A 26,539-nucleotide genomic window follows, 5' to 3' on the forward strand; every position below is an offset into this window, starting at 1 on the left:
CCGTGCTGTATCGCGGGTTCGTGAGCCTGGTCAACCGTCTGCCCCTGCCGTCGCTTGCCGTTCAGAAGTGGATCGCGTTCGCGGTGATCGTCGCCCAGGGCGGCATCGCGGTCACCGGCTCCGTGGTGCGGGTGACGGCGTCCGGCCTCGGCTGCACCACCTGGCCGCAGTGCCATCCGGGCAGCTTCATCCCGACCGGTACCTCCACCGCGCCGTGGTTCCATCAGGCCGTCGAGTTCGGTAACCGGCTGCTGACGTTCGTCGTCGTTGCCGTGTCCGCGGCGGTGGTCATCGCGGTCACCCGCGCCGCCCGTCGCCGTGAGGTCCTCGTCTACGCCTGGCTGATGCCGGCGTCGACGGTGCTGCAGGCGGTGATCGGCGGCATCACCGTGCTGACCGGGCTGCTGTGGTGGACCGTCGCGATTCACCTGCTGGTGTCGATGGCGATGGTGTGGCTGGCGGTGATCCTGTACCACAAGATCGATCAGCCCGACGACGGTGTCGACACGGTGGTGCTGCCGAGGCAGTTGCGCTGGCTGACGGCGCTGTCCGGGGTCGCGTTGGCGGCCACCCTGGTTGCGGGCACGATGGTGACCGGTGCCGGGCCGCATGCCGGGGACAAGAATCCGGAACGGACCGTGGAGCGGCTCGACCTGGACATCACGAATCTGGTGCATCTGCATGCCGAGATGTTGGTCGCCTACCTGGCGCTGCTGGTCGGCCTCGGGTTCGCGCTGTACGCGGTCGCTGCGCGGGACGCGCTGAAGCTGCGCCTGAAGGTGGTGGTCGCGCTGGTCGCGCTGCAGGCGTGCATTGGGCTGGTCCAGTTCTGGACGCATGTGCCCGCCGCGCTGGTGTCGATCCATGTCGCGTTGGCCGGTGCCTGCACCGCCGCCACCGCGGCGCTGTACGCGGCGGGTCGGGTGCGGGAACCGGTGCGTGCGGGTGTCGGGGCGGCGACGGCGGGAGCGGTCGCGGACTGATCGGGTCCCACCGAATACGATCTGCGCAGCGTCACCTCCGATCATCCATCCGAAGGAGCCGGCATGCGTCTGCGCGACACCCCCACCGTCGAGGTCACCGAACGCCTCACCTGTAGCCCGGAGCGGGCCTGGGCCCTGGTCACCGACATCGAGTTGCCGACCCGCACCGACGGCGAACTGCAGCGGGTCGAGTGGCTGGACGGCGCGACCGGGGTCGCGGTGGGCGCCCGGTTCCGTGGGCACAACGCCAACACCGTGATGGGCGAGTGGCAGACCGAGTCGGAGGTCGTCGAGGTCGAGAACGGCAGGCGCTGGGTCTGGCGGGTCGGGGCGGCGGAGTCCCCGATCGCGCTCTGGGGTTTCGAGGTCGACGGCGGCGACAGCGGTGCCGTCGTCCGGCAGTGGGCGAAGGTCGGTACCGGCGCGTCCCCGCTGTCGGAGTTCATCGACCGGCATCCGGAGCAGGAGGCCGTGATCCTGGAGCATCGGATGTCGGTGTGGCGCGACGGCATGGCCGCCAACCTGGCCGCACTCACCCGGCTCGCCGACCGGTAGCTGTCCGGAACGCGACGGGCCGGCTCACCGCTGTCGGTGAGCCGGCCCGTCGTGTCGTGGTTCAGCCGAGGCCGTTGCGGGCCTTCGGGAATCGGGTCTGCTTCGCGACCCAGCCTGCCATCTTCTGCCAGTGCCCGACCCGCGGGGTGACGATGCTGGTCACCGAGCGCTCCCAACCGGAGGCGGTGACGCCGTCGACGCCCGCGACGACGGCCTTCGCGGTCGCGAGGTCGTCGACGACCTGGTCGCCGAGGACGCCGTCGGCGCCGACGAGGGTGATCCGCACCCCGTCGAGGCCGATCGGCTGGACGACGGCGGTCGCGGAACCACCGTGCTCGGCGACGAACTTGCGTACCGCGGTGACCGTGCGGGCCGGCGCGACGACGGACGGCGCTGCCGCGCCGGAATCCTGGGTGTCCACACTCATGCGCTCAGGATACGACAGGGCAGAATCGGGTTCATGCGCGCAATCACCGTCGCCGAGTTCGGCGGACCCGACGTCCTGACCCTGACCGACCAGCCCGACCCGGTTCCCGGCGCCGATGACGTCCTGGTCCGCACCGACGCGGTCGGCGTGAACTTCATCGACACCTACCGCCGCACCGGCGCCTATCCGATGAGCCTGCCGTACATCGCGGGCAGCGAGGGCACCGGTGTCGTCGAGGCGGTCGGCGCGAACGTCACCGATCTCGCGGCCGGGGACCGGGTGGCGTGGGCGGACGCGCCGTCGAGCTACGCCGAACTCGTCGTCGTACCCGCCGCGGCCGCGGTGCCGGTGCCTGCCGACGTTCCGGCCGGGCAGGCCGCGTCGGCGCTGCTGCAGGGGATGACCGCCCACTACCTGCTGCACTCGGTGTATCCGGCGCAGCCGGGCGAGACGATTCTGGTGCACGCGGGCGCCGGCGGGGTCGGGCAGATCCTGACGCAGCTCGCGGTCGCGCGTGGCATCCGGGTGATCACGACGGTATCGACGGGCGAGAAGGAGGCGCTGTCCCGGGAGTGCGGGGCGGCCGAGGTCCTGCGGTACGGCACCGACCTGGCCGAGCGGGTGCGGTCACTGACGGGCGGTGACGGGGTCGCTGCGGTGTACGACGGGGTCGGGGCCGACACCTTCGAGGCGAGCCTGGCGTCGCTGCGGGTCCGCGGCACCCTCGCGCTGTTCGGTGCGGCGAGCGGCCCGGTGCCGCCGTTCGACCTGCAGCGCCTGAACGCGGCAGGCTCGCTGTTCGTGACCCGCCCGACACTGGCGCACTACACCCGAACCAGGGAGGAGTTGCTGTGGCGGTCCGGTGACGTGTTCGCGACGATCGCCGACGGCACGCTGACCATCCGGGTCGGCGGGACATATCGGCTCGCCGACGCCGCGCAGGCGCACCGGGATCTGCAGTCCCGCCGGACGACCGGGTCGATCGTCCTGCTTCCCTGACCGCGGGCGCGGGCGGTGCGGGGTCAGGAGAAGAACGTGGCGACGGTGTCCCAGCCGAGGACGGCATCGACGGACAACGCGCAGAACACGACCGCGAGGTAGTTGTTCGACTGCAGGAACAGGCGCAGCGGCTTGATCGGCTGCCCCTTCCGCACCCCCGAGTACAGCTGGTGCGCCATGAGCAGGAACCAGGCGCCTGCGACGAGCGCGACGGCGGCGTAGATGACGCCGGCGGCCGGAACGAGCACCAGGGTGGTCAGGACGGTCAACCAGGTGTAGACGAGGATCTGCTTGGTGACGCGCTCCTCGGTGGCGATCACCGGCAGCATCGGCACCCCGGCCGCCTTGTAGTCCTCCTTGTACCGCATTGCCAGCGCCCAGGTGTGCGGCGGCGTCCAGAAGAAGACGACGAGGAACAGGACGATCGGTTCCCAGCTCAGGCTGCCGGTGACGGCGGCCCAGCCGACCAGCGCTGGCATGCAGCCGGCGGCACCGCCCCAGATCACGTTCTGCCAGGTCCGCCGCTTGAGCACCATCGTGTAGACCAGCACGTAGAACGCGATCGTCAGCAGCACGAGGATGCCGGCGAGCAGGTTCGCCGCCCACCACAGCCAGCAGAACGACGCGGCGCCGAGCACCAGGCCGAACACCAGCGCGTGCGAGGTGGGGACCGCCATCCGGGCCAGCGGCCTGCGCGCGGTGCGCTTCATCACCTTGTCGATGTCGGCGTCGACGACACAGTTGAGGGTGTTGGCGCTGGCGGCGCCCATCCAGCCACCGAACAGGGTGGCGAGGATCAGCGGGAAGTCGACGGTGCCGCGATCCGCGAGGAGCATCGCCGGGATCGTCGCCACCAGAAGAAGTTCGATGACCCGTGGCTTGGTCAGCGCCAGGTAGGCGAGAACCTTCCCGGTGATCCGACCCCAGAGGGAGTCCGACCCGTTCCGGGGGGTGGCATCGGGGGCACCAGCGAGACCGTGTCCGCCACGCTCCACTATCCGCACCGTCACTCCTACTTCTCGGGCCCCGACGAGGGCCCGGTATCACGGTTCGCCCCACTGGCCTGGCGCCGTGCGACATCCGCTCCGGTGGTCCACGGTGCAGGGGCAGCCGCGGACGCGGCGCCACGGCCGGGGACCCGAGCACTACTACACCCGATGGTAGACGGCGGCGCGAACAGATCCGAACCGGGCACGGGTCGAACGACCCGAATCGGACGCCGCGGCGGCCAGCAGGCCCGCGACCACCGCCGCGGCGGACGCCGGATCGACCGGCGTGCACGCGCGCACTACCCTTGGGTCGGAACTACGCTGGAGTGTCGGAGCCGACGCCGGGTTCACCGCACCCGCCGTCCGTCCCGCCGTCACCGTGCCGATCACCCGATGTCAGGAGACTTGAAGCTCGTGTCGATCACAGACGAGATCCGCGTCCTCACCCAGCCGGTGCACCCCGGCGACTGGACCGACCTGGACACCAAGGCGGTCGACACCGTGCGTGTCCTCGCCGCCGACGCCGTGCAGAAGGTCGGCAACGGCCACCCCGGCACCGCGATGAGCCTCGCCCCGCTCGCCTACACGCTCTTCCAGCGCATCATGCGCCACGACCCCGCGGACGCGGAGTGGGTCGGCCGGGACCGCTTCGTCCTGTCCTGCGGGCATTCCAGCCTCACCCTTTACCTGCAGCTGTACCTGTCCGGGTACGGCCTCGAGCTGGCCGACCTGGAGGCGCTGCGCACCTGGGGGTCGCTGACGCCCGGTCACCCCGAGTACGGGCACACCACCGGCGTCGAGATCACCACCGGACCGCTCGGTCAGGGTCTCGCGTCGGCCGTCGGCATGGCGATGGCGGCGCGGCGCGAGCGCGGCCTGTTCGACCCCGACGCCGCCGCGGGCGCCAGCCCGTTCGACCATCACGTGTACGTGATCGCCTCCGACGGCGACCTGCAGGAGGGCGTCACCTCGGAGGCGTCGTCGATCGCGGGCGTGCAGCAGTTGGGCAACCTGATCGTTTTCTACGACGACAACGAGATCTCCATCGAGCACGACACCCACATCGCGTTCGGTGAGGACGTCGCCACGAGGTACGAGGCGTACGGCTGGCACGTGCAGCGGGTCGAGGGCGGCGAGAACGTCTCCGCGATGCTGGATGCGGTCGAGGCCGCGAAGGCGGTCACCGACCGGCCGTCGATCATCGTGCTGCGCACCATCATCGGGTACCCGGCGCCGACCAAGATGAACACCGGCGACGCGCACGGTGCCGCGCTCGGCGCCGAGGAGGTCGCCGGGGTGAAGAAGGCCCTCGGCTTCGACCCGGAGAAGAGCTTCGACGTCGACCCGGCCGCCCTGGCGCACGCGCGGGAGGTCCTCGACCGCGGCGCGGCCGCCCACGCCGCCTGGCAGGGCGAGTTCGACGCCTGGGCCGCCCGCGAGCCCGAGCGCAAGGCGCTGTTCGACCGGCTGCACGCCGGGGAGTTCCCGGAAGGCTGGACCGACGCGCTGCCCACCTGGGAGCCGGACGCTAAGGGCGCGGCCACCCGCAAGGCCTCGGGCAAGGTGCTCAATGCCCTCGGCCCGATCCTGCCGGAGCTGTGGGGCGGGTCCGCCGACCTCGCGGGCAGCAACAACACCACCATCGACGGCTCCGACTCGTTCGGTCCGACATCGATTTCCACGAAGGACTGGACCGCGCAGCCGTACGGCCGGACGCTGCACTTCGGCATCCGCGAGCACGCGATGGGGTCGATCCTCAACGGCATCGCGCTGCACGGTCCGACCCGCCCCTACGGCGGCACGTTCCTGGTGTTCAGCGACTACATGCGGCCAGCGGTCCGGCTCGCGGCGCTGATGGGCACCCCCGCCGTCTACGTGTGGACGCACGACTCGATCGGTCTCGGCGAGGATGGCCCGACGCACCAGCCGATCGAGCACCTCGCCGCACTGCGCGCCATCCCGAACATGTCGGTGCTGCGTCCCGGTGACGCCAACGAGACCGCGCAGGCCTGGCGGTACGCGCTTGAGCACACCACCGGGCCGACCGCGCTCGCCCTGACCCGTCAGGACATCCCGGTGCTCGAGGGCACGAAGGAGAAGGCAGCCGAGGGCGTCAAGCGGGGCGCGTACGTGCTTGAGGACTCCGCCACCGGAACTCCCGAGGTGATCCTGCTCGCGACCGGTTCCGAGCTGCACCTCGCCGTGGCGGCCCGCGCCGCCCTCGAGGCCGACGGCATCGGCACCCGGGTCGTGTCCGTCCCCTGCCTGGACTGGTTCCTCCAGCAGGACCAGGCGTACCGCGATGAGGTGCTGCCGCCCGCGACCCGCGCCAGGGTTTCCGTCGAGGCCGGGATCGCGATGCCGTGGTGGCGACTGCTCGGCGACGCGGGCGAGGCCGTATCCATCGAGCACTTCGGCGCCTCCGCCGACCACAAGACCCTGTTCCGCGAGTTCGGGTTCACGGCCGAGAACGTGACGGCCGCGGCCCGCCGCGCAATCACCGCAGTGAAGGGCTGAATTGCCATGGCACAGAACGAGAATCTCGCCGCACTGTCGGCCGCCGGTGTCTCGGTGTGGCTCGACGACCTGTCCCGCAACCGACTCGAGACGGGCAACCTCGCGCAGCTGGTCGCGGAGAAGTCCGTGGTCGGCGTGACGACGAACCCGTCGATCTTCCAGGCCGCGCTCCAGGGCTCGGAGTACCACGCGCAGCTGCACGAGCTCGCCGGCCGCGGAGCGAACGTCGACGACACGGTCCGCGCGCTCACCACCGACGACGTCCGCAACGCCTGCGACCTGTTGGCGCCGCAGCACGAGGCGTCCGGCGGCGTCGACGGCCGGGTCTCGATCGAGGTCGATCCGCGGCTGGCCAACGACACCGACGGCACGGTTGCGCAGGCGATCGAGCTGTGGAAGATCGTGGATCGGCCGAACCTGCTGATCAAGATCCCGGCCACCCTCGCGGGCCTGCCCGCGATCACCCGGGTGATCGCGGAGGGTATCAGCGTGAACGTGACGCTGATCTTCTCCGTGGACCGGCACCGGGCGGTCATCGACGCCTACCTGGCAGGCCTCGAGGCTGCGAAGGCCGCCGGGCACGACCTGTCGACGATTCACTCGGTCGCGTCCTTCTTCGTCTCCCGTGTCGACACCGAGATCGACGCCCGGCTGGAGCAGATCGGCACCGACGCGGCGCTGGCGCTGCGCGGCAAGGCCGGCGTCGCCAACGCCCGGCTCGCGTACGCGGCCTACCAGGACGTCTTCGAGTCCGGCGACCGGTTTGCCGCGCTCGCGACGTCCGGTGCGCGGGTGCAGCGTCCGCTGTGGGCGTCGACGGGTGTGAAGAACCCCGACTACCCGGACACCCTGTACGTCACCGAACTGGTCGCAGCCAACACGGTCAACACGATGCCGGAGAAGACGCTCGACGCGGTCGCCGACCACGCCGTCGTCACCGGCGACACGATCTCCGGCACCGCGGCCGCCGCGCAGGACGTCTTCGACGCGGTCGCCGGGGTCGGGGTCGACCTGGGTGACGTCTTCGACAAGCTCGAGTCGGAGGGCGTCGACAAGTTCGAGGTCTCCTGGAACGAGCTCCTCGAGGCCACCGCCGCGTCCCTCACCGCGGCCTCGTAGATGGCGATGGGGAGCACGGGAGCCGCGCAGGAGTGGATCAATCCGCTGCGCGACGAGCGAGACAAGCGACTGCCGCGGATCGCGGGCCCGTGCTCCCTGGTGATCTTCGGGGTCACCGGCGACCTGGCGCGGAAGAAGCTGATGCCCGCCGTGTACGACCTGGCGAACCGGGGCCTGCTGCCGCCGGGGTTCGCGCTGGTCGGGTTCGCCCGCCGCGACTGGGCGAACGAGGACTTCGGCAAGGTCGTGCACGACGCGGTCCGCGAGCACGCCCGCACCGAGTTCCGTGAGGAGGTGTGGGACCGACTCTCCGAGGGAATCCGCTTCGTGCAGGGCAGCTTCGACGACGATGCCGCGTTCGCGGAGCTGACCCGGACCCTGACCGTGCTCGACGCCGAACGCGGCACCGGCGGCAATCACGCCTTCTACCTTGCGATCCCACCCGCGGCGTTCCCGACCGTGTGCGAGCAGCTGTCGCGGTCGGGGCTGGCGCAGCCGGTCGCGGACCAGTGGCGGCGGGTGGTGATCGAGAAGCCGTTCGGCCACGACCTGGACTCGGCGAAGGAGCTCAACGCCGTCGTCAACACGGTCTTTCCCGAGGATTCGGTGTTCCGCATCGACCACTACCTCGGGAAGGAGACGGTGCAGAACATCCTGGCGTTGCGATTCGCGAACCAGCTGTTCGACCCGATCTGGAACGCCCACTACGTGGACCACGTGCAGATCACGATGGCCGAGGACATTGGTCTCGGTGGCCGGGCAGGCTACTACGACGGCATCGGCGCGGCCAGGGACGTCATCCAGAACCACCTGCTGCAGCTGCTCGCGTTCACCGCGATGGAGGAGCCGGTCAGCTTCGAACCCGCCGAACTGCAGGCGGAGAAGATCAAGGTGCTGTCCGCGACCCGGCTCGCCGAACCCCTCGACGAGACCACCGCCCGCGGTCAGTACGCGGGCGGCTGGCAGGGCGGACGGAAGGTGGTCGGCCTGCTCGAGGAGGAGGGCTTCTCCCCCGAGTCGACGACCGAGACGTTCGCCGCGATCACCCTCGAGGTCGACACCCGCCGCTGGGCAGGCGTGCCGTTCTACCTGCGCACCGGTAAACGGCTTGGCCGCAGGGTCACCGAGATCGCCGTCGTGTTCAAGCGGGCACCGCACCTGCCGTTCGATGCCACCATGACCGAGGAACTCGGGCAGAACGCGCTGGTGATTCGGGTGCAGCCCGACGAGGGCGTCACGATGCGGTTCGGGTCCAAGGTGCCCGGCTCCTCGATGGAGGTCCGGGACGTCAACATGGACTTCAGCTACGGGCAGGCGTTCACCGAGTCGTCCCCCGAGGCGTACGAGCGGCTGATCCTGGACATGCTGCTCGGCGAGCCGTCCCTGTTCCCGGTCAACGCCGAGGTTGAACTGTCGTGGAAGATCCTCGACCCGGTGCTCGAGCACTGGGCGGCGAGCGGACAACCCGACCCGTACGAGGCGGGTACCTGGGGTCCGGAGTCGGCGCACGAGATGCTCCGCCGGACCGGACGCGAATGGCGGCGGCCGTGACGCCGCTCCTGATGGGAGAATTCCACTCGTGATCATCGACATCCCCGCAACAACGACCGGCGCCGTCAACAAGCGGCTCGTCGAGATCCGCGAGACCGGTGGCGCCGTCACGCTGGGGCGGGTGCTGACGCTGGTGGTGAGCACCGACGACGACGAGAACGCCGAGTCGGTCATCGAGGCCGCCAACGAGGCGAGCCGCGAACACCCGTGTCGCGTCATCGTGGTCACTCGCGGTGACCGGGACGGCGAGTCCCGGCTGGATGCGCAGATCCGGGTCGGCGGCGACGCCGGAGCCTCCGAGGTCGTGGTGCTGCGCCTGTACGGCGAGCTCGCCGGGCACGAGGACAGCGTCGTCATCCCGTTCCTGTTGCCGGACACCCCGGTCGTCGCGTGGTGGCCCGACAAGCCGCCCGCCGTTCCCGCACGTGATCCGCTGGGGCGGTTGGCCATTCGGCGGATCACCGACGCCACCGGCGCACCCGACCCGGCGACGACGATCAAGTCCCGCCTGCAGGCGTACACCGCGGGCGACACCGACCTGGCATGGGCGCGCGCCACCCCGTGGCGGGCGCTGTTGACGTCCGCCCTGGATCAGCCGCCGCACCAGCCACTGCTGTCGGCGACCGTGTCGGGGCTGCCCACCGAACCGGCGGTCGACCTGATCGCCGGGTGGCTCGCCAGCCGAATCGACGGCCCGGTGCGCCGACTGGCCGGGGACCTGCGGATCGAACTGCACCGCACCAGCGGAACGATCGCCCTGAGCAGGCCGCAGACCGGGAAGACGGCGACCCTCAGCCGGACCGGGGCACCGGACTCGCTGGTGTCCCTGGCGCGCAGGGAGACCCGGGACTGCCTCGCCGAGGATCTGCCCAGGCTGGATCCGGACGAGATCTACCATGCCGCGCTCGCCGGGCTCGCCCGCGTCGAGTTCGGGTAGGTCCTTCGACTCGAAAACGGTCCTCCCCCTGAGAGACCCCAGCGAATAGGGTGTTCGCCATGACTGACTCCGTGACCGTGCAGACGTACGACGATTCCGACGCCCTCACCTCGGCCGCCGCGCGCCGATTCGTCGAGGTGATCGTCGACGCTCAGGCCGCACGGGGGTCCGCGTCGGTCGTCCTCACCGGCGGCGGCAACGGGATCGGGCTGCTGCGCAAGCTGCGGGCGGACTCGGGTGCGATCGACTGGTCACGGGTCGACGTGTTCTGGGGCGACGAGCGTTTCGTCCCGCGCGGCCATCCGGACCGCAACGAGGTGCAGGCCCACGACGCGCTGCTCGACCACGTCCCCGTCGAGTCCGCGCGGCTACACCCGATGCCGTACGGGGACGGCGCCTACGCGGGGGACCCGGACGCGGCCGCGCACGCATACGAGCATCTCCTCGCCGCCCACGCGGGCGGCGGACCGATCCCGGAGTTCGACGTGCACCTGCTCGGCATGGGCGGTGAGGGACACGTCAACTCGCTGTTCCCCGACACCGATGCGGTCCGGGAAGCGGACCGCTTCGTCGTCGGTGTCACCGACTCCCCCAAGCCGCCCGCCGAGCGGGTCACCCTCACCCTGCCCGCGGTGCGCCGGTCGCGGCGGGTGTGGCTGCTGGTCGCCGGCGCGGACAAGGCGGACGCGGTCGCCGCCGCGATCGCGGGTGCGGATGCCGTCGACATCCCCGCCGCGGGTGCGCTCGGCGCCGAGGAGACCGTCTGGTTCCTTGACCGGGCGGCGGCCGCGAACCTGCCTGCCTGAGGAGTTCACTCCCGGGTCGGCTCCTCGTCCGCGGCAATCGGATTCGTCTCGCGCGGCGCCGCATCCGCCCGGATGCCACGGAGCAGCGAACGGCTGCGCGGCGCGCTCCGCGCGTATGCGGATGCACGGACGCCCGTGCGCCAGTCCCGCGTTCGAGTGCACTGCTCCATGGTGGTCCCCGCCCCGTGTCGTTTCCTGGATCGACGCTGCTGCTACCTGAATTGACGCGGGCACCACCGCCTCGGTTCCGACTCCCCCTGATCAGACGCCGGTTCAGCGGCCGGGTACCCGGGGATTCGGATCACCCGGCAGCGGCATCATCCGGGTCCGGGCCGGGGCGCGGCGGTACAGGTCTGCGGTATCGGCGATGATTGCCGGGGATTCCACAGCAGTGGCACACATCGGAGGTAGTGAATGACGAGCGTGGCGGCGCGCGAGACCGGTTCTCGTGACGTATCGACGGGCCACCGGTGGGTGGTGGTCGACACCGAGACCTCCGGCATGCATGCGGCGTCGCATCGGGTCCTCAGCGTGGCGGCCGTGGTGTTGCGTGAGGACGGATCCGTCGAACGGGAATTCTCCACGCTGCTGAATCCGGGCGTCGATCCGGGAGCCGTCGACATCCACGGTCTCACCGCAGGCAGGCTGGCGGGGGCGCCCCAGTTCGGCGAGATCGCCGCCGAGCTCGCCGAACTCCTGGCCGGCCGGACGATGGTCGCGCACAATGCGTCGTTCGACTACGGGTTCCTGGACGCGGAGTTCCAGCGCGCCGGGGTGCGCACACCGATCGAGAATCGGTTGTGCACGCTCGCGTTGTCGCGGCGACTCGAACTCGACGTCCACAATCATCAGCTGGCCACCCTGGCGGACTACTGGCGAGTGCCCCAGTTCCACGCACACGATGCCCTCGACGATGCCCGCGTTCTCACCGAGGTGTTCACGCGCAGCGTGTCATTGGCGGAAGCGCTGCAGCTGCCCCTCCCCGTCGTCGCGTGTGCGGGGCGACGCGTGGCGATGCGTCCGGAGCAGGTGCAGCGGGTGCCGTCCGGGTACCGGAATCCGGGTCGGTTCGACCCGGCGGTCGGTCTCGTCCAGGGCATGAGGATCGTCGTCAGCGGACCGACTCGTGCACCGCGGCCCGCGATCGCCGCCGCCCTGTCCGGGGCCGGGTTCGACGTGATGAACTCGGTGAGCCGCCACACCAGCGTCGTCGTCTGCGACGATCCGCAGTCGCCGCGCGCCAAGGTGAGACGGGCTGCCGCGGAGGGCATCCCGATCATCTCCGAGGCGCAGCTGGACGGGCTCCTGACCAGGGTCGTCCCGGGTCAGCCGAAGGCGACGCGGGCCGCGGTCGCCCCACCGGGCAACCCGGTCGAGGTGGTGCATCCCGCGCCAGCACCGGCGGCCTCCCGTGCCGGTGCTGCATGGCGGGGTCGCCGGATCCTGCTGATGGGCGGAACACACCTGGAGTGCGTGATGATGCGGTCTCGCATCATCCAACTCGGTGCCCGCCCGTCCCTCAACCTCACCGCCGCCGTCACCGACGTGCTGGTGTTGTCGGGCGGCGGCGCCGATCGGCGGATGCCGCGGGTCGAGGCACGCGGACTGCCGGTGATTCGGGAGTCCGACGTGACCGACGGGATCACCTCCGGGTTCGTCCCGCCGCACATGCGGCACGAGTCGCGGGTGTCCGCGCCGATCCTGTTGCGCGGGCAGACGGTTGACCTGCCCGCGACACCGACGGTGTGGTCCGTCAACGTGTCGTGGCGGGCGGAGAGCGTCGGCGACGAGTTCGACGTCGACGTCGTCGCCTTCCTGCTCGGCGACGACCGGCGGGTGGACTCGGATCAGGACTTCGTGTTCTACAACAATCCCACCGACGGGGACGACGCGGTCGTGCTCTCCATCGACGGCGGCAGCGAGCAGTGCGTCCGGGTCGACCTCGCGGCGCTGCCCGACGACTGCCACCGCGTCGTGATCGCCGCGGCGATCGAGGGTGGCCGCACCTTCGGTGATCTTGGCGCGGTCGCGGTCAGCGTCGACGGCCCGGACCACACCTTCGCGACGTTCGTGCTGGACGCGGGCACCGTCGAGCGGACCATGATCCTCACCGAGATCTACCGGCGGCACGGCGCCTGGCGGATTCGTGCCGTCGGCCAGGGCCACGACGACGATCTGGCGGCGATGGCCACCGGCTACGGCCTCGAGGTCGAGGACGACTGAGCTCCCCCGCCCCGGACCGGCCTACCGTCTCGTGGTGCGGGCGAGGACGTCGACGACCCGGCCGGTGTCGGCGGGGGCGCGGTCGGCGGTGAACGTCCAGGGGGTCGAGGTCCAGGGGTCGCGCCAGTCGTCGGCGCCCGCCACGGGCAGGGCGTAGCTGCCGCGCGGCAGGTCGGGGTGGATCCGTTCGACCGCGGCGAGATCGTCGGTGACGAGGACGGTGACCACCCCCAGCGCCGGGCCGTGTTCGGCGAGGAACGCGATGGCCGGTAGCCGCCTCGGGTCGTATCCGTACGGGAAGTGGTCGAGCACAATCAACCGCGGCTGCGGCGGGGCGCCGTGCGGGGTGCCGCGGTCCAGGAGCGCGAGTTCGGCTGCCGCCGCGGTGGTGTCGAGGTAGGGGCCGATGTCATCGGCCCGGGTGATCGTGACTCCCCCGCGGTGGGCGAATCCGTCGGTGAGCGGGCGGAGCCCACCGGACAGGTCGACGACGTCAAGGACGATGTTCGGGTCGGCGGCCAGGATCCGCAGGACGGCGGCGGCGGTGACGGACGCGGTCGCCGGGGTGTCGGCGCCGACGATGCGCAGCGGCCGCCGCAGCGGAAACGGCAGGCAGACCGGGACCCGGAGCGGTCCGCACTCGGGCGCGGACAGATCACCGATCCGGATCCCGTCGGCCGGACCGGGTTCCGGGGTGCCCGCGGTCCAGGCGGGCGCGTCCCAGTCGGCGAACGACCGCGGCAACAGCGGGCCGATCGTGCGCAGTTCGGTGTCCAGGTGCCCGGTGTCGCCGCGGTAGCGAGCGTCGGCGTCGGCGACGACGGTGTCGTGGCGGCGGCGGGCCTGGTCGCGGATGCCCGCGGTGTGGGCGCTGTTGCGGGTGGCCGGGTCGGCGACCGCGTCGGTCAGTTCCCGGTCGAGACGGTCTTCGGCGAAGCGGCGGGCGGCGATCAGTGCACCGGCGCTGCGGGCCGCGTCCTCGAAGATCATGGTGAATCGTTCGATGATGTGGTTCGGGTCGAGTGGTTCGATCGGCCCGTACTCGCCGGTGGCGGGCGCCGGGGCCGGCGGGGCGGGTTCGGGTTCGGTGTCCCCGCGGTCGACGTCGACACCGTGGTGAGTGATCAGGCCGGCGAGCCCGTCCGCGTAGCCCTGGCCGACGGCCCGGACCTTCCACTTCCCGCCGCGCCGGTACAGCTCCCAGCAGATCACCGCGGTTTCGGCGGACCGGCAATCGATGTCGCAGCCGGCGACCGGTGTCCCCGCCGGGTCGGTGAGGACGGCGGTGACGGTGGTGACGACGGCCCCGGCTCCGGCGAGGGGGTCGACGCTGGCGATGCACAGCACCGCGTTGGCGTCGGGGTGGACAGCGTCGAGGTCGACCTCGACGCTGCCCTCCCCCATCCGGACACCGCGGGTGTGCGGCTGGTTGTAGAACACGAAGTCCTCGGACGACAGTGCCTGCAGGGCGGCGTCGGTGACCAACGCGGACACGTCGAGTGCGATGTCACCGGTGGCGGTGAACCGCAGTGTCGTGGTCGGCAGCACGGAGTTCTGCCCGCGGGTCAGCTGCACCGTCGTTCCTCCTCGGTCGAGTGTGCTCAGTTCCGGGTGAACGGCACCAGGTGCGGTGCGGCCTCACCGGCATGCCTGGCCTGGATGCCGTCACCGATCGCCTGCAGCTTCCAGCCGTCGGGGCCGCGGAACACCTTGGCCATCACCATGCCGGTGAACGGCATGCCGCCGTGCAGGGTGTAGCGGGCGAGTTCGCTGCTGGTGGTGGCGTCGACGAGCCGGCAGAACGCGTTCTGCACCTGCGCGAACGTCTGCCCCTTGTAGGAGGTGACGATGAACAGGACGGTGGTGACGTACGGGGGGATGCGGGTGAGGTCGACGTTGATCACCTCGTCGTCGCCGTCCCCGGCGCCGGTGAGGTTGTCGCCCTGGTGGTGGATCGAACCGTCCTTCGAGCGGAGCTGCCCGTAGTAGCAGACGTCGACGATCTGGTCGTCGGCGAACAGGACGGCGGAGGCATCCAGGTCGATGTCGACGGCGCGGCTGCCGAACATGCCGCGCTTCTCCACCGGATCCCAGCCGAGACCCATCTTCACCATCGTCAGCGCGACACCACCGTCCTTGCGCAGGTTCACCTTCTGCCCCTTGGCGAGGCTGACGGGACGCCCCTTGGTCAGGTTGACCTCGGCGGGCGCCGCCGCGGGGGCGGGTGCGGGCTGCGGTGCGGGCGCCGGGGGCGGGGTCGGTGCGGGTGCGGGTGCGTCGTCGACGGTGATGCCGTGGTCGGTGACCAGGGCCGCGAACCCACCGGCGTATCCCTGCCCGACCGCCCGCACCTTCCAGGTGTCCTGGCGGCGGTAGATCTCGAGGGCGATGACGACGGACTCGCTGGACAGCCCGTCGATGCAGTACTCGAACAGCGGAGCCCCGGACGCGTCGGCGACGTGCGCGGTCGGCGCCGGGAACTGGCCGAACGAGGAACCCGAATCGTCCAGTGTGATGATCGCGCGGACCTTATCGATGTCGGCGGGGATCTGACCGGTGGTGATCCGCAGGTTCGTCCCGGCGGCGCCGCTCACCAGTTGCACACCGGGGCCGGTGGGCTGGTTGAAGAAGACGAAATCCGCGTCGGTGCGGACCTTCCCGGATTCGGTGAGCAGCAGCGCGGACACGTCGGCCTGCGTCGACAGGGCGACGGAGACGACGATCGTGTCGGTCTGCAGGGGCGCGTTCTGGCCTTTGGTCAGCTGGTGGGTCACGTCGACTTCCTTTGCGGGAGCAGTGCTTCGGTGGGGGCGGTGTGGTGGTGGAACCAGGTGAGGATCTCCTCGCCTGCGGCGATACCGCTGGCCGCGGTGACGGCGACGTCCGGGTGCTGCCAGCCGGTGTCCTCGAGTTCGCCGTGGCGGGGGCGGATCGCGGCGTCGGCGTGTTCGAGGAGGTCGATGTCCAGGACACCGTCACCGGCGGCGAGGACCCGGCTGCCCGCGTGCAGTGCGCCGTCGGCGACGAGGCGGTCGTGGACATCGCGCAGGGCGGCGCTCTTGGTGACCGCGTTCGGCATCGTGTAGATCTTGCGGCCCTGCTGGGAGACGTTCCAGCCGCGCGGCGCGCACCACGCCCGCCAGGCGGCGACGAAGTCGTCGGGTTGGGCGGCGGTGTCGACGACGAGGTAGCAGAACAGGTCGTCGGCGGTCCGCAGGCTGCGCACCCAGCCGTCGTCGATGCGGGTGCGCAGTGCGTCGACGACCGCGGTGACCGGCGGGCCTGCGGCGGCGACGATCCGGTCGATCCGTTGCCGCCACACCGGGTCCGGGTGGCCGTCGACGAGGACGGCGCCGCCGTTGCTGGTGACCGCGTACGGGTACGGGCCGCCAGGCAGGTCGATCCGCCGGTACTGGGCGGGGGTCCGGGTGGTGGTGGGCACGACCACCGTGCGCGCGGTCAGGTCGGCGAGAAGGGTGTGGGCGGCGGCGGTCATGTACGACAGCGGCGCGTCGTCGTAGATCTCCACGCACACCGGCGCGGTCGCCGCGAACTGGTCGGCCCCGGCGGCGGCGCGGGAGTAGATCATGGTGCGGTCGAGGTCGGTGGCCACCAGCGACGAACGTGCGGTCACGGCTGCTCCTTGATCAAGCCCATGCACGAGTACGCGAGGTCGGGCACCACCTCGACGGGGACGTCGCGGGCGGCGGCGAGCATCCGGATGTGGGCGTGTTCGGGGGCGTCGGCGTCGCGGACGAGGACCTTCCACGGGATGCGGCGCAGCAGGACGCGGGTGGTTTCCCCGACACCGGGTTTGACGAAGTTCACCGAGCCGATGCCGTACTCGGCACGGACCGCGTCCACCGACGCCCATCCCGTCCACGACGGTGTCCGGTCCCCCGCGGCGATCGCACCGGCGGCTGTGACGGCCGCAGGGTGGGCGGCGTCGAACTCGGCGGTGACGGTGTCCAGCAGGCGGTTCGACACGTCCTGGCCGGTGAGGTCGCGGTAGAACTTGGCGCCGTGAAATTCGCCGGGCCCGATGTGCCGGTCGCTCAGGACGGTGCGCGACACCAGTCCGGAGACGGTGGAGTTCAGGCAGGCGGACGCGATGAGGAAGTCGTCGCGGGTGCCGTAGGTGCGCACGCAGTGGCCGGGGTCTGCGAGGACCGCGAGGTCGTCCGACAGGCGCGGACCCCCGGCGGCGGCGTAGGCGTCCAGTGCGGCGGTGAGTTCGCGGGTGATGGCACCCTTGCCGGTCCAGCCGTCGACGAACACCACCGAGTCGGGGTCGTGGCGGCCGGTGATGTGGTCGAGGGCGACGGTGTCGATGCCGCGGCCCCGGACGATCGAGACCGCGTAGTGCGGCCACGACACCTGATGGAATCGCGTGGCCCAGCGGCGGATCAGGACGCCGACGGGGGTACCGGCCCGCGCCAGCGACACCAGGGTCAGGTTCGGTCCGCGTTCGGCGACGAGGAGTTCGGTGACGGTGCCGACGGCGTGCGCGAGACGCGCCGCGGAGTCGGCAAGGGCGGTGTCGAACAGGTCCCGGTAGGCGGCGTCGGGCTGGTATTCGACGGGCAGGGACTCGGCGTAGTGCGCGGTCCCCGCCTGGATGGCCCGCTCGCGTTCGGCGAGGTCGGCCTCGAGGTCGAGGGCGGAGAGGTCCTTGAGCAGCCAGGCGACCTCGTCGGCGGCGTAGGAGCCGAAGCCGGGTCCGGTCAACGGCGACGGCGCGACAGGGATGGTGGTCATGGGCGGTTCCTCGCTGCGGTGAGGGCGTGGTGGTCGGTGGCCGGGACGACAGCGACGACGACGTCGTGGCTGGCGGCGGTGAGGACGTCGAGAAGCCCACCGGGAGAGCGCAGCTCGGCGGTGTCGGCGGGGGTGTCGATCACGATCAGCAGCTGCGCATCCGGCCCCGGGCCGGGCCAGGTCGCGTTGTACAGGTAGCGGCGGGCGTCGGGATCCGGTTCCGGGGCGTGGAACTCGAAGCCGCGGCGCAGCGGATAGCCGGGATCGTCGTGGACGTAGGCCGGGGATCGGGTGGTGGTCTGGTAGCGGACGGCGAACCCGGCGTCCGCGAGGTGTTCGGCGATCCGCAGCGGCAGGTACATCAGCTCCTCGTGCCCGATCACGATCACCGGGCGTGCCGGGTCCAGGTGCGGTACGAGCGTGTCCGTGGCCGCCGCGACGGCGGCGGTGAACGCGTCGGCGTCGGCGTCGAGGATGCCGTAGCGGCCGCCGTCGGGCAGGTCCGCCGGCCAGCCGACCGGCACGACCACCGTGTCCCCCGCCGGGTCGCCGGCCGGGTTGAGAACGGGCGGGGCGAGGGCGGTGACCCGCTCGGTGAGCCCGTCCGGGAGTTCGGTGCGACCGGCGGCGAGCGCGACGTGGTCGATCCGCACGCCCAGTTCGGCGGCGGCCACGTCGATCGCCGCCCGGTGGTGGGGTTCGCTCATGTCGACCAGCGACGCGATCACGTACCGGTCGCGGGCCGCGATCCGGTGCAGGGCCCGGATCGCGTCGACGGCGGTGGCGCCGGTGGAGATCTCGTCATCGACGAGGACCAGCGGCGCATCACCGGTGAACAGGTCCGGGGAGGTCGGCTGCAGCAGATGCGAGGTGGCGTGCGAATGCCCCTCCTCGAACCCGCCCAGGACCGGGACGCCCGGAGTGCGGCGGCGGGTCGAGTGCAGGTAGCAGGCGGCACCCATCCGGGCGGCGACCGCATGCCCGAGACCGGTCGCGGTTTCCGCGAATCCGAGGACGACCGCTGCCGAAGCGTCGCCACCGAGAACGGTGACCACCCGATCGGCGAGGGCGTCCGCGGCCGCGCGCACCCGCGCCGGGTCGGTCGGCACGTGCTTGCCGAGGACGGTGGACACCAGCAGGTGCGCGCGCCGCGGGTTGCGGCGCAGTCCGGGCCGCACGAGATCGGTGACCCGCCACCGGGAATCGGTGTCGGTGTCGCTGTCGTGGAGGGCGAGGCCGAACTGTGCGGTCGCCCACGCCGGTGCGATGCCGGTGGCCGTGGTGGTGGTCATCGGGCCGCCAGGGCGGTCAGCAGGTCCACGAAGGTCACTCCCGGGTTGGTCACGCCGAACACCGACGCGCGCAGCGCAACCCGCTGTGCCCAATCCCGGTGCGGTTTGAGTTCGTTCATCTTGTTGCCGTATCCCGATGCGAGGACCCCGCCGGTGTCGCCGCCGAGAATGTCGACCGCGTCGTGGTACTCCTCGGCGGTGACCGCGGCCAGCGCGTGCACCGGCGCGACGTGCGAGGGGTGGATGACGGTCTTGCCCTGGATGCCGTTGGCGTGGTCGAGGGCGATCTCCCGGAGCAGGCCGTCGAGGTCGCGGCTGACGAGTTGCTGGCGGAACCGCACCGCGTCGTGCTCCGCGAACGGGGTTTCCCGCAGTTGCGGCCGGAACATGCGTTCGTGGTCGGCGAAGTACTCCCACACCGGGCCGGTGATCACGAACCCGGTGCCGTCCGTGCGGCCGAGATAGTTGACGATGCTGGCGATCACATCGGAGACGACGCGCACGTCGTAGATCGTCAGGTCGCGGTCGCGCCGGATCCCGAACAGTGCGCACATGTCGGTGGCCCCGACCCGCACCGCGAGCACCCGCTCCCGATGCTCGGTGAGCAGCGCGGCGATCGTCTGCAGTTCGGTGTCCCTGGCCTCCCGGTACGCCAGCACCGGGGATTCGAGGACCGGCATCACGTACAGGTGTTTGCCGAGGGTCTCCGACGCCTCCCGCACCGCGTTCAGGGTGCCGGCTCCGGTGGCGGCGGTGAACTTCGGGATCACGAACCCGGTCAGTGCCTCGACTCCGGCGCCGAGCGCCGCGGTGACGGCGCGGATCTCGGTGGCGGTGCGGACCCGAACGAAGAGCAGCATCCCGCGGGCCGGGGTGGCGGCGAGGGCGTCGAGTGCGGCGACCGCGCCGGCGAGGGCGGCGTCGACCTGGTCGTCGGCGACCGCGTCCTCGAGGTCGATGACCATCGACATCACCCCCTCGGCGCACCGGCGAATGATGGTGTCGGCCAGGTCCGGTCGGTTCCCCGGCACGTACAGGGTGGCACCGAGGGCGACGGCCAACCGTTCCCGGGTGTCGGTGTCGGTGAACGGGGTCGGCCGGTGCAGGAACAGCCGGTCCCGGGTCTGTGGATCGAGCTGGTGGAAATGCGTCAGGGTCTGCCCGATCCGGGGCTCGGGGTCGGCAAGGTGGCGGGTCATCCGCGTCCTCTCATGCGGTCGACGACCCCGACGATGAAGCGCTCGATCGCCTCGAGGTCGGTCGTGTAGGTCCAGTAGTCGGGATGCACCCCGTCGAGTGCGGCACACGCGCGGTCGATGCGGTCGACCTGGGCGTCGAGGACCGACCCCCATTCGCCGACGAGGTCGCGTTGCATCGCCAGCTGTTGCGCGTCCCGCAATCGGAACCGCACCGTGTCCGCCGTCCGGGCGGGGTTCGCGCGGACCTCGCGCAGGGACCGCAGCCGGTCGGTGACCGCATCCACGGCGGCGTCGGCCTCCCGCAGGTGGTCACGCGCCGACGCGCAGTGCGCCAGCGCGGCTTCGGGCCGGCCAGCGGCGATCTCGCCGCGGGCGGCCGCCACCTCCTGCTCGGCGGCGGCCGCCGCGGATGCGGCGATCCGGTCGTTGTCGACCAGGTCGTTCGAGCAGGCGGCACTGAACTCGCGCAGCAACGCCGACCGGGCAGGCCCCAGCTGGTCGGCGCGGGTCGCGACCGCACTGATCCGGGTCGCGATCGACCGGACAGCATTCTGCGCCTCGGCGCCGCGGCCCGGGGCCGCCGCGAGTAGCGCGTGCACGGCTGCGGCCGCGTCGGTCACCGCGGCCGCGGCGTCCCGTTCGTCGGCGCTGTTGGTGACCGCGTCGAGTGTGCGGACCTGCCCTGCCAGCACGTCGACGGCGGCGATCACCGACGGGTACTGCAGGAACGGCAGGTTCTCCGTGCGGTCGAGCGCGGTGACGGCGGCATTCGCGTCGGCCCGTGCCTGCTGTGATGCGTTGGCTGCGAGCTGCTGCACCGCGCGGGCCCGGCCGAGCGCGTCGCTGAACCTGTCCCGGAACCGGATCATCTCGGCACACACCCGGTCCAGGGTGCGAGTGCACTCCTGGTACACCGACGCGGCCTGGTACGGCGAATCGGGCTCCGCTCGCTGCAACTGGAGGTAGCTCGCGGTCGCCGCGGAATGCTGTTCCCTGATCGGTGCCCACTGCTGCGTCGCCTGGCCCGTCGGGTCGGTTGCACGGGCCGCCGCGACACCGTTTTCGATGTCGGTGATCAGCTGATCGGACTGCAGGAATGCCGTCGTCATCGCGCTGTAGGAGTCGACGGCGGCGGGGTCGTCGCCCGAGTCGCCTGCGAAGAGTCGACGCATGAATGTCCTGGCCACGGTGCGCTGCTATCGGCGCTGGTTCGGGGCGGCCCGGAGTGCCCGCATGGTTGCGATCCTGGTCGTGTTGGCGCCGCGAGTCAGGGTGATCACGAGGTGAACGGATCCTTTCAAGGGAAGGCCGTGCCCGGTGTGGGCGGGCGGTCCTCAGACACGCCTGCCCACACCCTGGCCGGGCTGCTCGCCTGCTACTTGCGGCCAGCGGTCCAGTTCATGCCGAACCCGTACGCCTCATCGATTTCCTTCTGCGCACCACGGATGTAGCGGACCTCGCGGGTGACGGTCAGCTCGCGACCGTTGCTCTGCAACATCGCGATCGCGCAGGAGATGGCCTGGTTGTCCGCCGAGTCGAGCTTGACCTCGACCTGCGGTCCCGACGTCGGGAACAGGGTGACGACACCGTTGGCCTGCGACCAGTTCGGCGCACCCTGGTAGATGTACGCGAAGATCAGGATCCGCCGGAACTTGCTGATGTCGGCGAGGTTGATGTGGAGGTTCTCCCCTGCGGTGTTGCTGCCGCTGCGGTCGTCGCCGTCGAGGTGGATGAACGGTCGCTGGTTCAATGCGCCGAACGAGTTTCCGAGCGCCTGGACCACGCCGACGGAGCCGTCGGCCAGCTCGTACATCGCCGCGAGGTCCAGGTCGATGCTCGGCGCCGCCGCTGCCTTGAGCTTCGCCAGGAAGCCCTTGCCCGCGGGCGCCGCTGCTCCGGCGGTCCAGTTCAGGTTCACGCGCATCGTGCCCTGGCCGTCACCCGACTTCGCCAGGGAGATGGTGGGGGTGGCCTTGTCGAGGGTCACCTTGTTCAGGTTGATCGCCATGGTGCGACTCCTTGTCTGGTTGATGTCGCGCCCCACCCCGGCCTGCGGGGTGGGGCGGCGAGTAACGCGGGTGGTGCCAGCGGGTCAGGCGTTGACCGCGGCGCGATCGTCCGGATCGAGGTCACCGCCGGTGTCGGCACTGCGCTTATTGCGAATGACGCTGGTGACCAGGGCAGCAACGATCAGGACAACGCCGATTAGGCCGGTGAAGACCTCGTTGACGTGGGTTCCAATGGAGTACAGCAGGATCAGCGCGAGGGCACCGATCGCCCAGTGCGCACCGTGCTCGAGATACACGTACTCCGACAGCGTTCCCTGGCGCACCAGGTACACGGTGAGCGAGCGGACGAACATGGCGCCGATGAAACCGAGGCCGAGCGCAATGATGATCGGATCCGAGGTGATCGCGAACGCGCCGATCACACCGTCGAACGAGAACGACGCGTCCAGAACCTCAAGGTAGAGGAACAGGAAGAAGCCGGCCTTGCCGGTGGCCTTCGCCAGCTCGGTCGGTCCGGACCGTCCCGTCGACTCGTCCTCTTCTGCGACGTTGAACAGTTCACCGAGGCCGTTGACGGCGATGTAGGTGATCATGCCCAGCGCACCGGCGATCATGACGGTGGATGTCTCGTCGGCCGGGGCGATGAACACCGCGGTGAGTACGAGCAGACCTGCGGCGATGACGACGTCGAGCTGATCGAGCTTGCCGATCCTGGCGAGCGGCCGCTCGATCCACGACAGCCAGGTGATCTCCTTCTCCTCGAGGATGAAACCGAGGAAGAGCATCAGCAGGAACATGCCGCCGAAGGCCGCGATCTGCGGATGCGCGTCGGTGATCAGGGTTTCGTAGCTCGGTGACCCGTCCGGGAAGTAGGCGGCATCGTCGGCCGGCGGGTTGAGTGCCAGGTCGAGGGCCGCGATCGGGCCGAGCCCGGAGGCGAGCCAGACGATGACGAGCGGGAACACCAGTCGCATGCCGAAGACGGCGATGACGATGCCGATCGTGAGGAAGATCTTCTGCCAGAACTCACTCATCCGGCGCAGGACGGTCGCGTTGATGACCGCGTTGTCGAACGAGAGGGAGACCTCGAAGATGCCGAGGATCAGGCACAGCAGGAGTGCCTGCGGTCCACCGTAGAGGAACGCCACCACCAGGGAGACGACAGTGACGACAATGGAGATGCCGAATGTGCGGAGTACCACGGGAGGTGGCCTTTCTCAATGGGGAATGAAGTGGCGGCGCCGGGTCACTGCGGCTCGGGCACCACCGAGAAGTGGAACGTCAGATGTTGACGCCGTAGTCGCGGGCGATGCCCGCCAGACCGGATGCGTAGCCCTGGCCGACGGCACGGAACTTCCACTCGGCACCGTTGCGGTAGACCTCGCCGAAGATCATGGCGGTCTCGGTGGAGGCGTCCTCCGACAGGTCGTAGCGGGCCAGTTCGATGCCGGTGTTGCGGTCGACGACGCGAATGAACGCGTTGATGACCTGGCCGAAGGACTGTCCGCGCTCGACCGCGTCGTGGATCGAGACGGGGAAGAAGATGTTCGTCACCTTCGGGTCGAGGGCGGTGAGGTCGATGTTGATCGACTCGTCGTCGCCGTCGCCCTCACCGGTGAGGTTGTCGCCGGTGTGCTCGACCGCACCGTCCGGGGACTTGAGGTTGTTGTAGAACACGAAGTGGCTGTCCGAGAGCACCTTGCGCTCCGCTCCGGTCAGCAGCGCCGAGGCGTCGAGGTCGTAGGCGGCGCCGGTGGTGGTGCGCTGATCCCAGCCGAGTCCGACGGTGATCGACGTCAGGTTCGCCGTCTGCTTCGACAGGGAAACATTGCCGCCCTTGGCGAGTGACACGCTCATGGAATCTCCATCCGAAAGTGGTGAGCCGGGAAGGGGGACCGCACGACGACGTCCCCCGTCTCGGAATGGTGCGAACGGTGCTACGGCACGAGAGGGGCGACTGCGCTGGCCCCGGGACAGGTGGCGGCGCAACCGTTTTCCTCGGTGCGCCGCCACCCGCGTGTCACGTGCTAGACGTTGACGCCGAAATCGCGGGCGATGCCCGACAGTCCCGACGCGTAGCCCTGGCCGACGGCGCGGAACTTCCAGTCGGCACCGTTGCGGTACAGCTCGCCGAACACCATCGCGGTTTCGGTGGACGCGTCCTCCGACAGGTCGTAGCGGGCCAGTTCGGAGTTGTCGGCCTGGTTGACGACGCGGATGTAGGCGTTACGGACCTGGCCGAACGACTGGCTGCGGTTGTCGGCGTCGTAGATCGACACCGGGAAGACAATCGAGTCGATGGTCGCGGGCACGGCGGCCAGGTCGACCTTGATGATCTCGTCGTCGCCGTCGCCCTCACCCGTGGTGTTGTCGCCGGTGTGCTCGATCGCTCCGTCGGGGGACTTGAGGTTGTTGAAGAACACGAAGTGCTGGTCGGAGACGACCTTCTTGTCGGTACCCAGCGCGATCGCGGACGCGTCGAGGTCGAAGTCCTGCCCGGTCGTGGTGCGCAGGTCCCATCCGAGACCGACGGCCACCGCGGTCAACCCGGGGGCCTCCTTCGTCAGCGAGACATTGCCACCCTTGGTCAGGCTCACGCCCATGTTTGGTCCTCCTGGACTCGTTGTGCTGTCACGGTTCCCGGCGTGTTCCGGAAACCGACGTCGTAGGTGCACCTTCCGGCCGGTGGCCGGTGTGCGGTCGATCGACGGCCGATGCGACGATCAGAGGTCGAACTCGCCGGGGTCGATGCCGACCGCGAAGCATGCTTCCTTGACCGCGTTCTTCTCGTACTGGTCGAAGTTGCCGTCCGCGCCGCCGATGATGATGCCGATCTGAATCACCGCACGGGCCTGCTCGGGCTTGGACTTGAGCTTGCCGATCGTGGCGGTGGCCTCGACCTTGCCGAAGTCGAAATCGCCAGCCAGCTTGTCGCAGTACCAGTCGAACTTCTCGCGCAGCTCGTCGGGGGTGAACACCTTCAGCGACTCGTTCGACATGATCAGCGCCGCCGTCTTCTGGCGCTCGGACGGGTCGATCCTGCCGTCGGCCGCGGCGATCAAGGCGCACATGGCCATCGAGCCGTTCGCGAACTCCTTGTTCTTGAACTGGGCGGTCTTCGTCTGCAGCTGCCCGTTCAGTTCCTGAGTCTTCGCCTTGAGCTGGTCCCAGAATCCCATCTGTCCTCCTGTTGTGGTCGCGGTCAACGTGTCGTTCGCATGGGTGAGCACTGTCGCGGGTGCGGATGAACACGCGGTTGCGCGACGGAGGCCGGCATCCGAACTGAGACCGCGCCTACGTCGAGAATGCGTCTACCTGCTGTACCCCACCGGGTTTCCGTGGCCGCCGTACCCCCGGCGCCGCGTCCGTCCCGTCCGCCGACCCGGTTCTCGCCGACCTGGAAGTCCCACTTACCGAAGAGGATATTTCACGCGAATCCGACACAAACGACTGACACCCCACTCACCACAACGGTCCGGTGCTTCGACCGAAGGCGTTGGCCGAGAGCGGGCCCCGCACAGGGCGTGTCGGAGGTACGCCAAAATCCCCCCGCCCGGCGCGGGGTCCGGGGCGGCGAGGGTGTGGATCAGGGAAGCGTCGGGATCATCGCCGGACGCGACGGTGTCGCGAACCTGCGGTCGTTGGACGGGCGCGCCGCCAGGTCAGCTGAACTTGATCTCGAGGCCGATGCCGAGGATCGCAATCAGCCAGATCGCGGCGGTGAAGACCGTCAGCCGGTCGAGGTTCTTCTCGACCACCGTGGAACCCGACAGGCTGGACTGCACGCCGCCGCCGAACAGGCTGGACAGGCCGCCGCCCTTGCCGCGGTGCAGCAGCACCAGCAGTACCAGCAGGAGGCTGGTAACGATCAGCAGGATGTCCAGGAAAAGTCTCATCTCGGCGGTACGCTGCCCTTCACGAAACGGTGGTGGCCACAAGTCGTCCCAGCCTACCCGACGCCGGGCAGCGGGCCGTGGGGGGGGGTGTGGGGCCTGGGGGGGGGGGAGGGGGGAAGAAGAGTGAGGGGCGGGGAGGAGGGGGGGGGGAGGGGGGGACCCCCCCGCTTCCGACCGCCCCCCCAACCTTGTCCCCTGTCTTTTGGGACCACCCCCCGCCCGCTGGGACCCCCAACCACCCAGCAGCACCCATCTGAGGAGACATCCATGCAGCACGAC

24 protein-coding genes are annotated in these 26,539 nt (G+C 70.2%); 9 read left to right on the plus strand and 15 right to left on the minus strand.

Going from position 1 to position 26,539, the window contains the following annotated elements:
• The first annotated feature begins 2 nt into the window (after positions 1-2).
• Together ACWF62_RS04835 and ACWF62_RS04840 are read left to right on the plus strand one after the other, a co-directional pair.
• Positions 3-983, plus strand: a complete 981-nt coding sequence (locus ACWF62_RS04835; RefSeq protein WP_378506338.1) for a COX15/CtaA family protein — start codon at positions 3-5, stop codon at positions 981-983.
• Positions 984-1,046: 63 nt separating this feature from the next.
• Positions 1,047-1,538 carry an SRPBCC family protein gene (locus tag ACWF62_RS04840; protein WP_378506337.1) on the plus strand — a complete coding sequence of 164 codons (492 nt, stop codon included), beginning with the start codon at positions 1,047-1,049 and terminating at the stop codon, positions 1,536-1,538.
• 61 nt (positions 1,539-1,599) lie between these two features.
• Here ACWF62_RS04840 and ACWF62_RS04845 read toward each other — a convergent pair whose 3' ends face one another.
• Positions 1,600-1,965: a hypothetical protein gene (locus ACWF62_RS04845; RefSeq protein ID WP_378506336.1), complete on the minus strand. Its 366-nt coding sequence runs from the start codon at positions 1,963-1,965 to the stop codon at positions 1,600-1,602.
• A gap of 33 nt (positions 1,966-1,998) precedes the next feature.
• Between ACWF62_RS04845 and ACWF62_RS04850 the strand changes: the two genes are divergently transcribed.
• Entirely contained in the window at positions 1,999-2,964 is a 966-nt protein-coding gene (locus ACWF62_RS04850; protein ID WP_452629531.1) for a quinone oxidoreductase family protein, read from the plus strand.
• A 23-nt stretch (positions 2,965-2,987) separates the two neighbouring features.
• Here the strand turns inward: ACWF62_RS04850 and ACWF62_RS04855 are convergent, their stop codons facing one another.
• Positions 2,988-3,968 (minus strand): heme o synthase, encoded by a 981-nt coding sequence (locus tag ACWF62_RS04855; RefSeq protein WP_378506334.1) that lies wholly within the window; start codon positions 3,966-3,968, stop codon positions 2,988-2,990.
• A 399-nt stretch (positions 3,969-4,367) separates the two neighbouring features.
• Between ACWF62_RS04855 and tkt the strand changes: the two genes are divergently transcribed.
• The 6 genes from tkt (at position 4,368) to ACWF62_RS04885 (ending at position 13,106) form a co-directional block, all read left to right on the plus strand.
• Positions 4,368-6,470 carry a transketolase gene (gene tkt, locus ACWF62_RS04860; protein WP_452629532.1) on the plus strand — a complete coding sequence of 701 codons (2,103 nt, stop codon included), beginning with the start codon at positions 4,368-4,370 and terminating at the stop codon, positions 6,468-6,470.
• Positions 6,471-6,476: 6 nt separating this feature from the next.
• On the plus strand, positions 6,477-7,589 hold the full coding sequence (tal, locus tag ACWF62_RS04865) for a transaldolase (RefSeq protein ID WP_452629533.1): 1,113 nt from the start codon (positions 6,477-6,479) through the stop codon (positions 7,587-7,589).
• Between the two features lie 6 nt (positions 7,590-7,595).
• Positions 7,596-9,140 carry a glucose-6-phosphate dehydrogenase gene (zwf, locus tag ACWF62_RS04870; protein ID WP_378506331.1) on the plus strand — a complete coding sequence of 515 codons (1,545 nt, stop codon included), beginning with the start codon at positions 7,596-7,598 and terminating at the stop codon, positions 9,138-9,140.
• A 28-nt stretch (positions 9,141-9,168) separates the two neighbouring features.
• Entirely contained in the window at positions 9,169-10,077 is a 909-nt protein-coding gene (gene opcA, locus ACWF62_RS04875) for a glucose-6-phosphate dehydrogenase assembly protein OpcA (protein WP_452629534.1), read from the plus strand.
• 59 nt (positions 10,078-10,136) lie between these two features.
• On the plus strand, positions 10,137-10,883 hold the full coding sequence (pgl, locus tag ACWF62_RS04880) for a 6-phosphogluconolactonase (protein WP_452629535.1): 747 nt from the start codon (positions 10,137-10,139) through the stop codon (positions 10,881-10,883).
• Between the two features lie 414 nt (positions 10,884-11,297).
• Entirely contained in the window at positions 11,298-13,106 is a 1,809-nt protein-coding gene (locus ACWF62_RS04885) for a TerD family protein (protein ID WP_452629536.1), read from the plus strand.
• 21 nt (positions 13,107-13,127) lie between these two features.
• On the opposite strand, the gene ACWF62_RS04890 is transcribed toward ACWF62_RS04885, so the two are convergent.
• From ACWF62_RS04890 to secG, 13 genes are all read right to left on the minus strand, one after another.
• Positions 13,128-14,681, minus strand: a complete 1,554-nt coding sequence (locus ACWF62_RS04890; RefSeq protein WP_452629537.1) for a TerD family protein — start codon at positions 14,679-14,681, stop codon at positions 13,128-13,130.
• Between the two features lie 26 nt (positions 14,682-14,707).
• The gene (locus ACWF62_RS04895; RefSeq protein WP_452629538.1) at positions 14,708-15,880 is read right to left on the minus strand and encodes a TerD family protein; all 1,173 of its coding nucleotides are present in this window, start codon (positions 15,878-15,880) and stop codon (positions 14,708-14,710) included.
• Positions 15,877-16,695 carry an HAD family hydrolase gene (locus ACWF62_RS04900; protein ID WP_378506405.1) on the minus strand — a complete coding sequence of 273 codons (819 nt, stop codon included), beginning with the start codon at positions 16,693-16,695 and terminating at the stop codon, positions 15,877-15,879. Before ACWF62_RS04900 ends, ACWF62_RS04895 begins: the two co-directional genes overlap by 4 nt.
• 41 nt (positions 16,696-16,736) lie before the next feature.
• A complete protein-coding gene (locus tag ACWF62_RS04905; protein WP_452629539.1) occupies positions 16,737-17,864 on the minus strand; it encodes a cysteine protease StiP family protein in 1,128 nt (375 codons plus the stop codon).
• Positions 17,861-19,156: a phosphoribosyltransferase family protein gene (locus ACWF62_RS04910; RefSeq protein WP_378506324.1), complete on the minus strand. Its 1,296-nt coding sequence runs from the start codon at positions 19,154-19,156 to the stop codon at positions 17,861-17,863. Before ACWF62_RS04910 ends, ACWF62_RS04905 begins: the two co-directional genes overlap by 4 nt.
• Entirely contained in the window at positions 19,153-20,355 is a 1,203-nt protein-coding gene (locus ACWF62_RS04915) for an HpcH/HpaI aldolase/citrate lyase family protein (protein WP_452629540.1), read from the minus strand. Before ACWF62_RS04915 ends, ACWF62_RS04910 begins: the two co-directional genes overlap by 4 nt.
• Complete coding sequence (locus tag ACWF62_RS04920) at positions 20,352-21,527, minus strand: hypothetical protein (RefSeq protein WP_452629541.1); 1,176 nt, start codon at positions 21,525-21,527, stop codon at positions 20,352-20,354. The genes ACWF62_RS04915 and ACWF62_RS04920 overlap by 4 nt, the downstream gene beginning before the upstream one ends.
• A gap of 203 nt (positions 21,528-21,730) precedes the next feature.
• Positions 21,731-22,363, minus strand: coding sequence for a TerD family protein (locus ACWF62_RS04925; RefSeq protein WP_452629542.1), 633 nt, complete (start codon positions 22,361-22,363; stop codon positions 21,731-21,733).
• An 84-nt stretch (positions 22,364-22,447) separates the two neighbouring features.
• Positions 22,448-23,566: a DUF475 domain-containing protein gene (locus tag ACWF62_RS04930; protein ID WP_452629543.1), complete on the minus strand. Its 1,119-nt coding sequence runs from the start codon at positions 23,564-23,566 to the stop codon at positions 22,448-22,450.
• Between the two features lie 79 nt (positions 23,567-23,645).
• Positions 23,646-24,221 carry a TerD family protein gene (locus ACWF62_RS04935; protein WP_378506319.1) on the minus strand — a complete coding sequence of 192 codons (576 nt, stop codon included), beginning with the start codon at positions 24,219-24,221 and terminating at the stop codon, positions 23,646-23,648.
• A 170-nt stretch (positions 24,222-24,391) separates the two neighbouring features.
• On the minus strand, positions 24,392-24,967 hold the full coding sequence (locus ACWF62_RS04940; protein WP_378506318.1) for a TerD family protein: 576 nt from the start codon (positions 24,965-24,967) through the stop codon (positions 24,392-24,394).
• Positions 24,968-25,087: 120 nt separating this feature from the next.
• A complete protein-coding gene (locus ACWF62_RS04945) occupies positions 25,088-25,543 on the minus strand; it encodes a tellurite resistance TerB family protein (RefSeq protein WP_378506317.1) in 456 nt (151 codons plus the stop codon).
• Positions 25,544-26,026: 483 nt separating this feature from the next.
• Complete coding sequence (secG, locus tag ACWF62_RS04950) at positions 26,027-26,260, minus strand: preprotein translocase subunit SecG (RefSeq protein ID WP_378506316.1); 234 nt, start codon at positions 26,258-26,260, stop codon at positions 26,027-26,029.
• Between the last annotated feature and the right edge of the window lie 279 nt (positions 26,261-26,539).

Source organism: Rhodococcus sp. NPDC054953, from assembly GCF_053609225.1.

Coding starts and splice junctions, on each gene's coding strand:
- ACWF62_RS04840 (WP_378506337.1), top strand. CDS start 1,047: ATGCGTCTGCGCGACACCCCCACCGTCGAGGTCACCGAACGCCTCACC.
- ACWF62_RS04845 (WP_378506336.1), bottom strand. CDS start 1,965: ATGAGTGTGGACACCCAGGATTCCGGCGCGGCAGCGCCGTCCGTCGTC.
- ACWF62_RS04850 (WP_452629531.1), top strand. CDS start 1,999: ATGCGCGCAATCACCGTCGCCGAGTTCGGCGGACCCGACGTCCTGACC.
- tal (WP_452629533.1), top strand. CDS start 6,477: ATGGCACAGAACGAGAATCTCGCCGCACTGTCGGCCGCCGGTGTCTCG.
- zwf (WP_378506331.1), top strand. CDS start 7,596: ATGGGGAGCACGGGAGCCGCGCAGGAGTGGATCAATCCGCTGCGCGAC.
- pgl (WP_452629535.1), top strand. CDS start 10,137: ATGACTGACTCCGTGACCGTGCAGACGTACGACGATTCCGACGCCCTC.
- ACWF62_RS04885 (WP_452629536.1), top strand. CDS start 11,298: ATGACGAGCGTGGCGGCGCGCGAGACCGGTTCTCGTGACGTATCGACG.
- ACWF62_RS04900 (WP_378506405.1), bottom strand. CDS start 16,695: ATGATCTACTCCCGCGCCGCCGCCGGGGCCGACCAGTTCGCGGCGACC.
- ACWF62_RS04905 (WP_452629539.1), bottom strand. CDS start 17,864: ATGACCACCATCCCTGTCGCGCCGTCGCCGTTGACCGGACCCGGCTTC.
- ACWF62_RS04910 (WP_378506324.1), bottom strand. CDS start 19,156: ATGACCACCACCACGGCCACCGGCATCGCACCGGCGTGGGCGACCGCA.
- ACWF62_RS04915 (WP_452629540.1), bottom strand. CDS start 20,355: ATGACCCGCCACCTTGCCGACCCCGAGCCCCGGATCGGGCAGACCCTG.
- ACWF62_RS04920 (WP_452629541.1), bottom strand. CDS start 21,527: ATGCGTCGACTCTTCGCAGGCGACTCGGGCGACGACCCCGCCGCCGTC.
- ACWF62_RS04925 (WP_452629542.1), bottom strand. CDS start 22,363: ATGGCGATCAACCTGAACAAGGTGACCCTCGACAAGGCCACCCCCACC.
- ACWF62_RS04935 (WP_378506319.1), bottom strand. CDS start 24,221: ATGAGCGTGTCACTCGCCAAGGGCGGCAATGTTTCCCTGTCGAAGCAG.
- ACWF62_RS04940 (WP_378506318.1), bottom strand. CDS start 24,967: ATGGGCGTGAGCCTGACCAAGGGTGGCAATGTCTCGCTGACGAAGGAG.
- ACWF62_RS04945 (WP_378506317.1), bottom strand. CDS start 25,543: ATGGGATTCTGGGACCAGCTCAAGGCGAAGACTCAGGAACTGAACGGG.
- secG (WP_378506316.1), bottom strand. CDS start 26,260: ATGAGACTTTTCCTGGACATCCTGCTGATCGTTACCAGCCTCCTGCTG.